Origin of the sequence: Pseudomonas fluorescens, from assembly GCF_902497895.1 — a bacterium.
Lineage (GTDB): Bacteria > Pseudomonadota > Gammaproteobacteria > Pseudomonadales > Pseudomonadaceae > Aquipseudomonas > Aquipseudomonas fluorescens_BP.
The window spans coordinates 1-13761 of sequence record NZ_CABVHQ010000012.1 but is presented as its reverse complement, the minus strand read 5'-3'; the positions used below and the strand labels follow the sequence as shown (position 1 = coordinate 13761).

Annotated in this window: 11 protein-coding genes and 3 pseudogenes; 8 read left to right on the top strand and 6 right to left on the bottom strand. The window is 55.9% G+C overall.

What is annotated here, in order from left to right; all coding sequences use genetic code 11:
- Positions 1–29 precede the first annotated feature (29 nt).
- Positions 30–563: a DUF3087 domain-containing protein gene (locus F8N21_RS08465; RefSeq protein WP_150641688.1), complete on the top strand. Its 534-nt coding sequence runs from the start codon at positions 30–32 to the stop codon at positions 561–563.
- Between the two features lie 42 nt (positions 564–605).
- Here the strand turns inward: F8N21_RS08465 and F8N21_RS08460 are convergent.
- Positions 606–1223: pseudogene (locus F8N21_RS08460) on the bottom strand (LysR substrate-binding domain-containing protein); the annotation flags it as partial.
- A gap of 12 nt (positions 1224–1235) precedes the next feature.
- On the opposite strand from F8N21_RS08460, the pseudogene F8N21_RS30790 reads away from it, so the two are divergent.
- Both F8N21_RS30790 and F8N21_RS08450 read left to right on the top strand, forming a co-directional pair.
- A pseudogene (locus F8N21_RS30790) lies at positions 1236–1373 on the top strand (amino acid ABC transporter permease); the annotation flags it as partial.
- 21 nt (positions 1374–1394) lie between these two features.
- Positions 1395–2161, top strand: a pseudogene (locus tag F8N21_RS08450) (ABC transporter ATP-binding protein).
- A 126-nt stretch (positions 2162–2287) separates the two neighbouring features.
- Here F8N21_RS08450 and F8N21_RS08445 read toward each other — a convergent pair.
- From F8N21_RS08445 to F8N21_RS08435, 3 genes are read right to left on the bottom strand one after another with little or no spacing between them, the layout of a single operon-like run.
- Entirely contained in the window at positions 2288–4324 is a 2037-nt protein-coding gene (locus F8N21_RS08445; RefSeq protein WP_150641687.1) for an LTA synthase family protein, read from the bottom strand.
- Between the two features lie 35 nt (positions 4325–4359).
- On the bottom strand, positions 4360–4971 hold the full coding sequence (locus tag F8N21_RS08440; protein WP_150641686.1) for a hypothetical protein: 612 nt from the start codon (positions 4969–4971) through the stop codon (positions 4360–4362).
- On the bottom strand, positions 4968–6266 hold the full coding sequence (locus F8N21_RS08435; RefSeq protein WP_150641685.1) for a sialidase family protein: 1299 nt from the start codon (positions 6264–6266) through the stop codon (positions 4968–4970). The genes F8N21_RS08440 and F8N21_RS08435 overlap by 4 nt, the downstream gene beginning before the upstream one ends.
- Positions 6267–7117: 851 nt before the next feature.
- On the opposite strand from F8N21_RS08435, the gene F8N21_RS08430 reads away from it, so the two are divergent.
- Genes F8N21_RS08430 through F8N21_RS08410 form a run of 5 tightly spaced genes read left to right on the top strand, consistent with a single transcriptional unit; the run spans position 7118 to position 12180 of the window.
- A complete protein-coding gene (locus tag F8N21_RS08430; protein ID WP_150641684.1) occupies positions 7118–8590 on the top strand; it encodes a cytochrome c oxidase subunit II in 1473 nt (490 codons plus the stop codon).
- Between the two features lie 49 nt (positions 8591–8639).
- The gene (gene ctaD / locus F8N21_RS08425) at positions 8640–10415 is read left to right on the top strand and encodes a cytochrome c oxidase subunit I (protein ID WP_150641769.1); all 1776 of its coding nucleotides are present in this window, start codon (positions 8640–8642) and stop codon (positions 10413–10415) included.
- Positions 10412–11104, top strand: coding sequence for a cytochrome c oxidase subunit 3 (locus F8N21_RS08420; protein WP_150641683.1), 693 nt, complete (start codon positions 10412–10414; stop codon positions 11102–11104). Before ctaD ends, F8N21_RS08420 begins: the two co-directional genes overlap by 4 nt.
- A gap of 6 nt (positions 11105–11110) precedes the next feature.
- Positions 11111–11824 carry a heme-copper oxidase subunit III family protein gene (locus F8N21_RS08415; protein WP_150641682.1) on the top strand — a complete coding sequence of 238 codons (714 nt, stop codon included), beginning with the start codon at positions 11111–11113 and terminating at the stop codon, positions 11822–11824.
- Positions 11825–11862: 38 nt separating this feature from the next.
- Positions 11863–12180, top strand: coding sequence for a cytochrome C oxidase subunit IV family protein (locus F8N21_RS08410; protein ID WP_150641768.1), 318 nt, complete (start codon positions 11863–11865; stop codon positions 12178–12180).
- 57 nt (positions 12181–12237) lie between these two features.
- On the opposite strand, the gene F8N21_RS08405 is transcribed toward F8N21_RS08410, so the two are convergent.
- Together F8N21_RS08405 and F8N21_RS08400 are read right to left on the bottom strand one after the other, a co-directional pair.
- Entirely contained in the window at positions 12238–12792 is a 555-nt protein-coding gene (locus F8N21_RS08405) for a magnesium transporter (RefSeq protein WP_150641681.1), read from the bottom strand.
- A gap of 269 nt (positions 12793–13061) precedes the next feature.
- Entirely contained in the window at positions 13062–13397 is a 336-nt protein-coding gene (locus F8N21_RS08400; RefSeq protein ID WP_150641680.1) for a hypothetical protein, read from the bottom strand.
- Between the last annotated feature and the right edge of the window lie 364 nt (positions 13398–13761).

The window sequence follows — 13761 nt, the reverse complement described above, 5'->3', positions numbered from 1 at the left end:
CAACTCGACAAAGGGGTCCAGCAGGCGTGATGTTCGAGATCAAACAGTGGAATCCTGAAACCTATCGACGCCAGACCCGACGCAGCACGCTGTTCATTGCCCTGGGCTTTGTGCTGCTGGCGATGGTCCTGTCGACCCTGGCGGTGATGCTGTTCGGCGAACCCGGCGGCGATAATTTCCATTTGAACCTGGGTGGGGTGATCGCCGCGCTGCTGCTGGGTGTGATGCTGATGCGGGTCAGATTCTGGGCGCAGCCGTGGATGGCAGCGGCCGTCTATGGCTGGCAACTCAAGCGTAGCCTGATGCGCATCACTAATGTCATGCATCACGTGACTGCCGGCGCGCTGGTCGATGATCCGGCGGCGATGAAACTGCTGCGCTTTTATCATCTGGGTATCACGCAGATGCACCAGCTGGATGGCAACTCCAGCTCCCTCAGCCAGATGGTGCGCGAGATCGACCAGCACAAGGCGCGCATGGAGGCGCTAGCCATCGATACCGAACAGTCTCGACTGGATCCTGACTGGATTGATGCGGTGAAGAAGATCCCTGCGACCCGGTAAATACTGCGCTACAGCGTCTGCTGTCGCTGATCCCGATAGGGCTCAAACCAGCAGGCGCAGCGTTTCAAAGAGTTGTCGATCTTCCTTTCTGGCAGAGCGGGCATGGCGCCGAATGACCTGCAACAGGCATTCGGTGAAACAGATCGCCGCATTGCTCAATGCGCCATTGCGCCGAGTGACGATGCTCAGTTGTCTGGGCTCGAACTGTTCGGCCAGTGACAAGGACACCACCCGCCCCAGAAATGGCGGGGCAATACTCACAATCGATGGCCCCCAGGTGCACATGTCGGCCCGCTCGACCATCATCTGCAAGATCGCCAATGAATGGGCCCGAACGATGCGTTGCTCATCGATGTGCGCGCCATGCTTCCAGAACAGTTCCTGCATCAGCGCATCGTGGCCATCCGGCGCATAGTTCAAGGTCCAGTTCTGCTCCAGCAGCTCATGGATCGAGCGACAGCCCTGGCGTGGATGACCCTGGCGGACCAGAACCGAGGTCTGGTAATCGAGCAATGTTTCGCAGGCAAATTCCCGGGTCGCTTGGGAAGGGTGCAGCTGGCCAATCGCAAAATCCATGCTGCCATCGCGCAGCAGTGGCTGGGCAACCGCCATCAGGCTTTCGAACAACTCCAGCCGGACTTCAGGCATACGCTCTCGAAAGTCCAATACCACAACTCGGCGACCTATGCCTCGTTCAGCGCATTCGGGATTGCCGGGGTGCTCTACGCCTGCAGCGCGTTCTTTTTCATCTGGCTGTTCCGTCGCGGCGAACAGCATTGGCTGGCTTACCTCAAGCCTCGTACCTATTGATCCCTGACTGGAGTTGCCCGGATGTATCCATTGGTGGTCGAAGATATTTACAAGAACTATGGCAGACACGAAGTGCTCAAGGGTGTGTCGCTCAAAGCCAGGGCCGGCGATGTGATCAGCATCATTGGTTCTTCCGGCTCCGGTAAAAGTACCTTTTTGCGCTGTATCAACCACCTCGAACAGCCCTCGGCCGGACGCACTATTGTCAACGCCGAAGAGCTGCGCACCCGCAAGAATTCCAGGGGCGAGCTGTGTATCGCCGATCCGAAACAGCTGCAGGCGATGCGCAGCAAGCTGGCGATGGTGTTTCAGCACTTCAATCTGTGGAGCCACATGACGGTGCTGGAAAACATCATCGAGTGCCCGATGCACGTGTTGGGCATCAGCCGCAGCGAAGCACTGGAGCGCGCACGCCACTATTTGTCCAAGGTCGGTTTGACCGACAAGGTTGCCGGTCAATACCCCGCGCACCTGTCCGGCGGACAGCAACAACGCGTTGCTATTGCGCGAGCACTGGCGATGGAGCCTCAGGTAATGCTGTTCGACGAGCCGACTTCAGCGCTGGACCCCGAACTGGTGGGCGAGGTGCTCAAGGTGATGCAACAACTGGCGGAGGAGGGCCGGACCATGGTGGTGGTGACCCACGAAATGGCCTTCGCCAGGCATGTCTCCAACCACGTGATCTTTTTGCATCAGGGGCGGGTTGAAGAGCAGGGATCACCGAGCAGCGTGCTTGATAACCCAGGAGTGAGCGACTGAAGCAGTTTTTGGCGGGTAGCCTCAAGTGACTGTGCAGCCAATCTTCGGTACCCGGCACTTTGGCGAAAACAGGGGTGAATACCAGACCGTCCCAACCCTGCATCGATCCACTGAGCTGCCGCAGACTGCGGGCGCGGGTTGGCTGGCACTCGCAGTCACTGTCGCACGTTCTGGTACAACATCAACCTTGAGGTTTCATGCATGGCGCGGGTCAGCTGCTCCAGGCGTTTGAACTCTTCAGGGTTTTGCCGAGCCACGTCGTCCATCGGCGTCAGCGAGGCCAGGTCGTGGAGCGTCGGCGAGCTGCCGTCGTGCTGCATCTGCAGCATATAGTGTTGAGTAACGCCGGCAATTACCGGGAACGTGCCCTCATGTAATACCAACGGCACCACGCGTTCACCCTCGGGCGCGGGCTGCTGTATATCACGACCCATGCCGCTGTTGCGAAACTCAAGGCCGGCCATGCCCGCCACGGTTGGCAGCAAGTCCACCAGGCCGACCGCTTCCTTGACGTTACGCGTCCCGAGCAAGCCAGGCGCGTGGATGATCATCGGCACCGCATTGCTTTCCAGGCCCAGTTGCTCATAAGCCGGTGCCAGGAACGGGATCTCGGCGATACGGGTGTTATGGTCGCCAAACAGCACGAAAATGGTGTTGTCGTAGTAGCCGCCTTCTTTGGCGATTTCCATCAAGCGTCCGATGTTGAAGTCCAGCAAGCGCACTGCATTGTACTGCTCGACACTGCGCGATCCTGCGGCCTGTACTTGCGCCAGGGTAGGGTGCTTGACCTCGAATCCATCATTGCTTTTGGGAATCGTGAAGGGACGATGGTTACCGGCAGTCTGTACATACGCAAAGAACGGTTTGTCCTTGGGCAGTGCTTGCAGGATCTTGTCGGTTTCCTTGAACAGATCCAGATCTGAAATTCCCCAGACATCCACCACTGGGGATTTCCAGTCCCGCTCCTGGAACAAACGAACTCCGTCGATGCTTTGCTGAATCAAGGCATTCATATTGGCCCAGCCGGAGTTGCCGCCGATGGTGTAGATCTTCTCATAACCGGTGAAGGCATTGATCAGTGTGTGCTGCTTGGTGATCAGCGGATTACGCGTCGCGGTTTGCTGACGCGTTACGTCAGGCACCCCGGTAATGCTGGCCCAGACGGTTTTTGCGGTCCCGGTGACCGGAACATAGAAGTGCTCGAAGAACCAGCTCTGGGTGGCCAGGCGATCGAGATTGGGCGTCGGATTGATCGGGTTGCCATAGGCCCCGACGGCGCTGGTACCCAGCGACTCAAGCATGACGAACATCACGTTCGGTGGCCGGGAGCCCGGTATTTTGTAGGGTTGTGGCGTCTGGTGACGGACGAAATCAAGGGTTTGCGGGTCGGGCTGGTCGACCCCCAGGTACTTGGCCATGACCGTATAGTGTTCGCGCACCTGCGCTTCGTCATAGCGCGACTGGCCGACCTTGACCGTGTCGTAGAGGAAAATCACCGGGTTCAGGCCCAACGCAGCGATCCGATCATTGCCCGAGTAGAACGCATCGCTCCAGCGCAACGGGACAGGGTTTTCGAGGTTCATGTTTTCGACACGGCCCAAAATACCCAGCAGCACCAGCACGACCATCACCGCGCCACCCCAAATGGCGGAGATCGGGTGAATGGGCTTGCGGGGGCGGTCCAGCGTCACGCGTTCCAGACGCACCAGGGCCAGGGTCACCAGCGCGACCGTTGCCAGCCAGCCCAGTGAGATCCAGATAACCGGGTAGGTTTGCCAGACCATGTCACGGGATATTTGCGCATCCTCGATGAAGCGCAGCACGGTGGCGTTGATCCTCACGCCCAGGTACGCGTAATGGCCAAAATCGATGATATAGATCAGCAGCAGGACGCTCAGGGATGCCAATAGATACGTGCGTGCGATCCGGCGAAGCAGGCGGCTGCCGACAAGATTCCAGCGAGGAATCCAGGCCGGCAACGCCAGCGGCAGCATCACCAGAATGGCCAGGCGCAGATCGAAACGAAAGCCGATGCCCAAGGTTTCCAGGACGGCATCTTCGCCGATCAGGGCTTTGGCGTCGAAACCGGAAAAGCCGAAAAAGAACACCACCCGTAGCAGTGCAAACAGCGCAAACATTATCGCTGTTGCGCCTAGCCAGTAATGCAAACGTCTCGATTGCAGCCAACCCATCCATGTTCCCCTGTGAAAAAAAATGCCGTTGAATCTCAAACGGATACGTTTCGCACTGAGCCGCGCCGCTTGATCAGCGAACCATAGGTCCCGCGCGTAGCAAGCATCAGCAGTGCCGCGCAGCAATACAGACCCAGCAGCGGATCAACCAGGTAATCCCAGTAGTTTTGCGAAGGTTTTATCCCGGCGACGAAGGCCAGGGTCGCGCTGGCCAGCATCACGACTGCCAGGCCGTTGCGCAGGTAAAACAGGCTTAACGTCAGCAGTGCGACGAAGATCAACATGGGGCGCGGGCTGTAGCCAAACCGATAGGGGTCCAGATAACTCAAACCCAGGGTTGCCGGGTACAGGGCCAAGGCCATCGCGGCAAAGAGGATCAATACACTGGTTTGACCCTGTTGCGCAGGCGGCAAGAAACCCAGTCGACGCAAACAGCCCCACCCCATGAACACCAGTGACGTGATCGCAAGGTCATCGATGTGGCTGCGCAAGTAAGCGGCCAGCGACAACCCGTCCAGCGGTATGAAGCTGGCTGCCAGCAATGCGACCAACAGCGCGATACGCCAAGCCTTGTTTAAACCCAAAGAAGGCAGCAACAGGAAGATGATCATTGCGAAGCTGATATGGGCTTGCCACAGGTTAATCATTTGAGACGCTCGGACAGCCACGCCTCATTGAAGGTGACGTGCTTGATGAAGGTGTTGTTCCAGGAATACACCAAGTGATACAGACCGTCGGGACTTCGGATGAAGTACGGGTATTCATATTCGAACTTGCACTCTTGATCAGTACATACCCGGTCGTCGAGGTTATTCAGGAACTGGGCCTCCAGCGGCTGGCGAAGCGCGCCACTGGAGCCGCGAAACTCATTGCCAATGATTTCCTTGTAAGCCTCGGGTGAAAAAGGAGCACCCTGTGAATCAGGTGATTTGTCCAGGTCGCGCAATGAGCGCCAATCGTCCATTTTTGCGTCGGTACCGTAAAGACTCAACTTGAAGCGCCCCTCCTGCAGGTCATTGAGCGCCACCAGCAAGCCATGTTCGGGAGTCGCGACGGCCGCCAACGAGGAATTCGGATTCGATGGATCGAGGGGATAAGGCTCACTCCAGGTTTGTCCGGCATCATCAGTGCGGGTCGCCAGCACACGGTGGTGGGTGTCGCCGGCATAGCGCAACAAGGCGATGCCGCGCTGTCCATCCAGCGGAACTACCGTCGGCTGCAATGAATTATTGCCGCGGCTGATGCGGAATTTATCGATCACATCCCCGTCTGCGCTCAAGTAGAGGTACTCGGCAAACTTGCCCAGAAATTCGTGGTAGACCGGTAAACCGATGGAGCCGTCGGCATGAAACACCGGTGCCGACCGGACCAGGGTGCTGATATTCAGAAAGGGTGAAGTGATCAATTGGCGTGGCGCGGACCATTGGCGACCATAGTCGTCCGAGACCATCACATTAACCGCACTGCCAGCCCAGCCACCCATGGACACGGACACGTAGAACAACCAGAGGCGCTTGTCCGGCGCCAGTGCAATGATCGGGTTGCCCAGTTTTCGAATGTATTTTCGAGTGCCTTGTTGAGTCGAATCCCGAGTCGCCAATACCTGTTCCGCACCCCACTCGCTGGTTTTCGCGTTGAAAAGGGCAGAGCGCACCTGCACGTCGGCTGAGCCTTCGCGAGAACCGGCGAACCAGACCGCCATCAGGCTACCGTCAGGCAAGGCTGTTACCGCCGAGGAATGCACGAAGTCCACCAGCCCGGACGAGGCGAAACGGCTGGTATAAATGGGCTTGGCCACTTGTTCAGCCACAGCCATCGCCGGATTCATCAGGGCAAAGGAAGAATGCGTAGCAGCAGGATGGGTAAACCATGCGCCCGCAAACAGGCAAGAAAGCGCAAGGTAAGCACAGAAGGCAGTAAGGCTGGGTAGTTTGATGCGCATAATTAAAGCTGAGCATCTCTTGGCCCGATTAGCCCCGCAACCTAACACTTGAAGTTACAGACTCGGTCTTTAACGAGCTCCGGCTTTGTAAGTAAATGTTTGTGAGGACCTGGCTCACCCCAGTCTGCAGCAGAAATTATTTGTAAATCAACAGCTTGTAGCTTTCAGAAGGCGGCTGACCGTTGATCCAAAACTGAGTTTCGACGGGCGGTGATCTGCGATTTTTTATGCCGATTTTGATCTTGTGAGAGGCGACGGTGCGCCGATCCGACTTGCTCGCAATGCAGACGGCCTGGCAGCCGGCCTGTCGCTCGCGGATGTACAAAATCCCCCTGTAGGAGCTGCCGAAGGCTGCGATCTTTTGATCTTGGCGTTTGGTCGGTGTATATCCCCATTCCTGCGGTGCTCAGGCATTCATCAGGGCCATTGCCTCCGGTCGGCTTCACACCCTGAGCTTTCCGTCAACACGGTTTTGCCATCTCCAATGCTTAACTGACTGGCACACCGAAGTCACCCTCGAGCAGCTTGAGGTGGATGAGGATGCGATCCGGTAGTTCAGCCGGACCGTCTTTTTCAGAGACTCCCTAATCATTTTGACTGATCGGAAACAAGTCATCAGCCCCATTTAGTTCCGGTAGACGTGATGCTGAATATTTACAGTTATAGATAGCGAATAGATTTTAAACGATAAGCTTTACGCTGGAATTGGAATATCCGGGCCTCAGCTTTTTCAGAAAAAGCGCGTGTTCCGTCCATGCACTATACTTCTTGCTGACTTTGTCGTCAGGATCGGTGGTACTTGTCTATCCTGCTTGGGCGTCATTGAGTAACAGGAATAGGATGAAGAGAAAATGGCAATAGCAATTATCTTGATTCTAATCATTGTTGCGTCAGTGCTGTTCCACATACTCGCGCCTTGGCATGCGACACCGGCAGCTTCCAACTGGGGGTCAATAGACACCACCCTGTTCATTACCCTGATCATTAGCGGGATATTCTTCATTGCCATCACGGTATTTATGGCAGTAGCCGTGGTGCGTTATCGTCACAAGGAGGGTTCCAGGGCGGCTTACCAGCCAGAAAATAAAAAGTTGGAATTATGGTTGATTATCGTGACCTCGGTAGGTATTGCCGCGATGTTGGCGCCAGGTCTGGTTGTTTACAGTGATTTCATCCGGGTGCCGAAAAATGCGTATGAACTTGAAGTGGTCGCCCAGCAGTGGCAGTGGGCCTTTCGCTTTTCCGGCCAGGACGGGAAGCTGGGCAAATCGGATATCAGGTTTGTTGATTCCGCCAATCCCCTCGGCCTTGATCCCAAGGATCCTGCCGGGCAGGACGATGTGCTTATAAAAAATAATGAAGTTCGCCTTCCGCTCGATCAGCCGGTGAAAGTTTTACTGCGTTCTAAAGATGTGCTGCACAATTTCTATGTACCGCAAATTCGCAGCAAGATGGATATGGTGCCAGGGATGGTGTCGCACTTTTGGTTTACCCCGACTAAAACCGGGAAATATGAAGTCCTTTGCGCTGAATATTGTGGCGTAGGCCATTTCAACATGCGCGGTCATATGATCGTGGAAGAACAGAACGTCTTCGATCAATGGCTGAACAGCCAACCGACTTTTGCGCAGACATTAACGACAGCGGCCAAGCCCAGTCGGGACAGCGTGCTGGAAAAAGGCCGTCTGTTGGTCGAAAACCTCGGCTGCAGTGCCTGCCATAGCCAGGATGGCAGCGCCAGTCTCGGCCCGGGATGGAAGGGCCTGTACGGCCGCACTGAACAGCTTGCCGATGGCACCAGTGTGCTGGTCGATGAGGCCTACCTGAAAGAGTCGATCCTCGATCCGAAGGCCCGACTGGTACAGGGTTACCCGCCGGTCATGGTGGCCTATACTCTCACTGGAGATGAATTGGGTGCTCTCGTCGCCCTGATCAAATCACAGGGTGCTGCGCGGCAAGACGATGAGCCTTCTGCCAACGAAGCGTCGGGCCCAGGTGACGACTTGGCGGCGCAGGGCCAGCGGCTGGCCGAGTCGCTCGGTTGTCTGGCCTGTCACAGTGTCGATGGCAGTAAGGGCGTCGGCCCCAGCTGGCAGGGCCTGTATGGCAATACACAAACCCTTGCCGACGGTACGACGATAAAGGCCGATGAGGGCTACATAAAAGATTCGGTTCTTCATCCGAGTGCAAAAATCGTCAAGGGCTATGCAGCCGTCATGCCGGCCTTTACTCCGAGCGATGAGGAGTTGAACGCACTGATCGCTTTTATCAAATCCAAAGCGAATGCCGACGCTGATGCGAGCAAGGCGGAGCCAGGGAAGTAGCCGTAAAGCAGCCAGAAACACACTGAAACTTCAGCAGGAGGATGACGTGATGGCCTATGCGGAGCATGCCGAAACAGACGTACTGCACGAACCCAAGAGTTTCCTGACCAAATATATCTGGAGTCAGGACCACAAGGTCATAGCCGTTCAATATTCCCTGACGGCTATCTTCGTGGGGATTATAGCCGTGGTGTTGTCCGGCTTGATGCGCATGCAGATAGGCTTCCCCGGTAGTCTGGAGTTCATGGACGCCAGTGCTTACTATCAGGCGATGACCATGCACGGCATGATCATGGTCATTTATTTGCTGACGGCTTTGTTTCTGGGTGGCTTCGGCAACTATCTGATCCCACTGATGGTGGGTGCCCGCGACATGGTTTTCCCCTATGTCAACATGCTGAGTTACTGGTTCTACCTGCTGGCGGTACTGGTGTTGCTCTCCAGTTTCTTCGTCCCTGGCGGCCCCACCGGTGGGGGCTGGACGCTCTATCCGCCACAGGTGATTTCTCAGGGGACACCGGGGACCGAGTGGGGCATCGTACTGATGCTCGTCTCACTGGCGATTTTTATTGTCGCAACCACCATGGGCGGGTTGAACTATGTAACCACGGTGTTGCAGGCGCGCACGCACGGCATGACATTGTTTCGCATGCCGCTCTCCGTATGGGGAATCTTCATGGCCTCGATCATGGCCTTGCTGGCCTTTCCGGCGTTGTTGGTCAGTGCGGTCATGATGCTGTTTGACAAACTGTTGGGCACCAGCTTCTTTATGCCGGCGATGATCTCGCTGGGGCAGCAGCTCGATCACCAAGGTGGCAGCCCGATATTATTCCAGCATCTATTCTGGTTCTTCGGCCACCCGGAAGTCTACATCGTTGCTCTCCCCGCGTTTGGTCTGGTCTCCGACTTGATCAGCACGCATGCGCGTAAAAATATCTTCGGCTATCGAATGATGGTGTGGGCCATTATTGCGATTGGCGTGCTCAGCTTTGTGGTCTGGGCGCACCATATGTATGTCAGCGGAATGAACCCCTACTTTGGGTTTTTCTTCGCCGTCACCACCTTGATCATCGCGGTGCCGACCGCACTGAAAGTCTACAACTGGGTGCTGACCCTGTGGCAGGGCGACATCCATCTGACCGTGCCGATGCTGTTTGCCCTGGGCTTTATCGTCACCTTTCTGGTGGGCGGTCTGACCGGGTTGTTTCTCGGCAATGTGATCGTGGATATTCCGCTCTCGGACACCTATTTCGTCGTAGCCCATTTTCATATGGTCATGGGAGTCGCACCGGTACTGGTGGTGTTCGGCGGCATTTATCATTGGTTCCCGAAAGTAACCGGGCGCATGACGAACGAGACCCTGGGCAAGCTGCATTTCTGGATTACCTTTCTGGGCACCTACGCCATCTTCTTCCCCATGCACTACCTGGGTTTCCAGGGCATGCCACGCCGCTACTACGCCTTTGAAAACTACGAGTTCATCCCGCAGTCGGCGCAAGATTTGAATGCCTTCATTACGGTGGTCGCATTGACCGTTGCCGTTTCCCAACTGCTGTTCCTGTTCAACCTGGCCTGGAGTGTATTTAAAGGCAAGCCTGCGGGCAGTAACCCTTGGGGCGCGGCCAGTCTGGAATGGCAAACGCCGAATACCCCGCCGATACACGGTAACTGGGGAACCGAGCTGCCAGTCGTGCATCGCTGGGCCTATGACTACAGTGTGCCGGGGATAGAACAGGATTTCGTTGCACAAACAGTCTCCGCCGAGGAGCTGGAGCATATGCGGCAACTCAATGCCGGAACCAGGATAGCGGACGTAAAAACATGAACAGACTGCTATTGAGAAACGCCGACGGCGCTGACCCCGGCGGCAGCTGGAATCGCGATCCTGAAGGTATTCAGGCCGCCGAGGGTGCCGATAGGCGCCAAACCGCAAAGATAGGCCTGCGCTTGTTTCTGGGCGTGGTGAGCTCGTTATTCTTTCTCTTCCTGATCGCCTTTATCGCCCGCTCGCAAATGGCCGACTGGCTACCCCTGACAGAGCCCCTGGCGCCGTTAGCCAATCCACGGCAGCTATGGCTGAATTCGGCTTTTCTGGTATTCAGTTGCATCGCACTGCAGTGGTCGCGTATGGCCGCCCGACGGGATCGAATGGGCGCAACTGTCATTGGCTTTGCATTGGGGGGCGTCTTTGCAATTGCCTTTCTGGCGGGACAAGTCTGGGTCTGGCAGCAGTTTGTCGCCTGGGGCTACTTTGTCGCCAGCAATCCGGCCAACAGTTTCTTCTACCTGTTGACCGGCCTGCATGGGCTCCACCTGCTGGGCGGGCTGATAGCCTGGAGCAGAACCTTCGCTAAATTCCTGCATCGTGTGCCGCTGCCGCAACTCAGCGCCAGCGTAGAGCTCTGTGCCATCTATTGGCATTACTTGTTGGGTCTTTGGTTTGTGCTATTCGCTCTGCTGACCAGCACACCGCAAACCTATGAAGCCATCGCCAGATTCTGCGGCCTGAGGTGAAGAGCCATGGCATCGCACCCTCCAGTCCCAGACGAGTCCAGTTCAGCCAATCCATCAAGCTCGCTGCCTGCACCGGGATGGCAGGGCATCGCCAGCGACTGGTCCTCGGATAGGGAGGCTTTCAAGCAGGTCCCCTGGGGCAAGGCGATGATGTGGATATTCCTGCTCAGCGATACGTTTATATTCACCTGTTTTTTAATCGGCTACATGTCGGTACGCATGACCATCACCACCCCCTGGCCGAATCCCAGTGAAGTGTTCGCATTGACGATCGGCGGTAAAGACATCCCGCTTATTCTGATCGCCATCATGACCTTTGTGCTGATCAGCAGCAGTGGCACCATGGCCATGGCAGTTAATTTCGCCTATCGCCGTGATCGCGCGAAAACCACTGCGCTGATGCTGGCGACCGCAGCCTTGGGTGCGACCTTCGTCGGCATGCAGGCATTTGAATGGAGCAAGCTCATCGCAGAAGGGGTGCGTCCCTGGGGGAACCCCATGGGGGCGGCGCAATTCGGTGCCAGCTTTTTCATGATTACCGGTTTCCACGGGCTGCATGTGTCACTCGGCGTCGTCTACCTCAGCATTGTGGCGCTGAAAGTATTGCGGGGTGATTATGAGCGCTCCGGAAACTATCAGATCGTCGAGATAGCCGGGCTTTACTGGCACTTCGTGGACTTGGTGTGGGTGTTTATTTTTGCATTCTTCTATTTATGGTAGGTCTGAGAGGCAACAGGTTCTGAAGAGGAGCACTGATGATGGCGCATGCTCAGGGTCAGCAACATCCAATCAGTTTGTACCTTAAAATCTGGGGGCTGTTATTCGTCCTCAGCACGATGTCGTATCTTGTCGACTATTTTCACTTCCAGGGCTACCTCAGGTGGTCCCTGATTATCACTTTCATGTTGTTGAAGGCCGGTTTGATTGTCTCCATCTTCATGCATATGGCCTGGGAACGGTTGAGCTTGGTCTACGCCATATTGATGCCACCATTGTGTTTACTGGTGCTCGTCGGACTGATGGTCTCCGAGGCGGACTATGTTTTCCTCAGCCGGGTAGTTTTCTTCGGCCAATAGGAAACTTCCGGATGGCCTTGAGTCTCCAGGGGCTAGCGCGCAACAAGTGAAATGGCTTTATATCGTTCGCTTGAACTGATGCCATCTCTGCAGCCAGGCGACTGTCCAGTGGGGGGCTGCCGTTCCCGTGCCGGCGATCTTCAGCATTGGATGATGTTCGATTACCCGGTCCAATACCGGTTCCTGATCGGGGTCGACATCCACGAAGAAGATATGTTTGCCCTCGTCTACCACCTGTTTAAAACTGCGGAAGTGAGTGTTCGGCACCTGGATCCCCAAAAAGCCGCCTTCCCAGATGCAGAAGCCCAATACAACAATGGCCAGGAATATAAAAGGCACCCAGCCTGCGGCGGATTCGGTCCAACCCATCCACCAGGCGCCGCCAAGGACCAGCGCCGCGAGTGGCACACCGATCACCGCACCAATCTCGCCATCGCGAACAACATCCTGTTTCATTAACGAGTTAACTTCGTGGAGGTGATGTTGTTCAACATCAGCAACTTGTTCACTGAGCACATGAATCTGTTCGGAATTGATGCCGTTGGCTTCCAATTCATTTTCAACGGTTTCAAGATCGTCGAGATTGTCACTGATGTAATAGTGTCGATTCATGCCACACCTCCCATCTCGTGTTTGCTGTAGACCTCCTCTGTCTTGCAGCCCTTGACTGAGATTTGCAGTTGGTATCTGTACCCGTGGGCAACGTTGCACACTTCATGCAATCCGAAAGAAGTATAGCACCCCCGGCATGCAGGGTTGGCGGCGTCAAGGTCTAAAAACAGCATTAGGGCCTGGCGCACCCCGACGAACGCTTTTACACACTCTGGGCCGATTCCTGCCTGTCACGACTGGCGCGTCCGTGCACCTGGACCGAGTAACGGCTAAATTAGCTGAGCAACCAGAACCGCGTTGGTATAGATCAAGCTGCTATCACTCGCCTGATGCCCGACCAGATGGAAATGGCCACGCTCCTCATGCAAATAGACACGCATCTGGCAGTCGGATAGAGGGCCGTATCCCTCCGGCAGTTTCAAGTCCAGTGTATTCATATCGACATCGACCATGACTTCAGAGTCGTGGGTCTTTTCCAGGTGTTCTTCGGCCTGCTCCAGACGCAGATGGAGATCGCCATCGACGTAAAAATGGATTTCGCCCACCGGGGTGGACTTTTGCGCACCGCTGGCTTTGCACCAGCCTTCGATCGTCAGGGTACTCATGGGGGAACCTCTGATGTGGACTGTTGGACGCTGTAACACCAGCGCCTACTCAATTCTAGACCTGAATGTTCAACTGACTGGTCAATGCCGCACGGGAAATCGATACAGCAAGTCTCTGACTCGCTTGCCTGTCCATCCGTTATCAGAGAAGCTCCCATCCCATCCCATCCCATCCCATCTCATCTCGGCACAGGTATCTACACAACTTTGAAATACGGCGTAGGGCTGAATCCGTAGCAGCTGCCGAGCCTGCGAGGCTGCGTTCGAGGACGCAGTCGTCGCAAATCCTGTGCCCGCGGTTTACCTGAAAAAGCGTGTTGCCTGATTTTACGACCGCTTCGCGGCCGGACGCAGCCTCGCAGGC

Coding starts and splice junctions, on each gene's coding strand:
- F8N21_RS08430 (WP_150641684.1), top strand. CDS start 7,118: ATGGCAATAGCAATTATCTTGATTCTAATCATTGTTGCGTCAGTGCTG.
- F8N21_RS08420 (WP_150641683.1), top strand. CDS start 10,412: ATGAACAGACTGCTATTGAGAAACGCCGACGGCGCTGACCCCGGCGGC.
- F8N21_RS08440 (WP_150641686.1), bottom strand. CDS start 4,971: ATGATTAACCTGTGGCAAGCCCATATCAGCTTCGCAATGATCATCTTC.
- F8N21_RS08465 (WP_150641688.1), top strand. CDS start 30: ATGTTCGAGATCAAACAGTGGAATCCTGAAACCTATCGACGCCAGACC.
- F8N21_RS08445 (WP_150641687.1), bottom strand. CDS start 4,324: ATGGGTTGGCTGCAATCGAGACGTTTGCATTACTGGCTAGGCGCAACA.
- ctaD (WP_150641769.1), top strand. CDS start 8,640: ATGGCCTATGCGGAGCATGCCGAAACAGACGTACTGCACGAACCCAAG.
- F8N21_RS08415 (WP_150641682.1), top strand. CDS start 11,111: ATGGCATCGCACCCTCCAGTCCCAGACGAGTCCAGTTCAGCCAATCCA.
- F8N21_RS08435 (WP_150641685.1), bottom strand. CDS start 6,266: ATGCGCATCAAACTACCCAGCCTTACTGCCTTCTGTGCTTACCTTGCG.
- F8N21_RS08405 (WP_150641681.1), bottom strand. CDS start 12,792: ATGAATCGACACTATTACATCAGTGACAATCTCGACGATCTTGAAACC.
- F8N21_RS08400 (WP_150641680.1), bottom strand. CDS start 13,397: ATGAGTACCCTGACGATCGAAGGCTGGTGCAAAGCCAGCGGTGCGCAA.
- F8N21_RS08410 (WP_150641768.1), top strand. CDS start 11,863: ATGGCGCATGCTCAGGGTCAGCAACATCCAATCAGTTTGTACCTTAAA.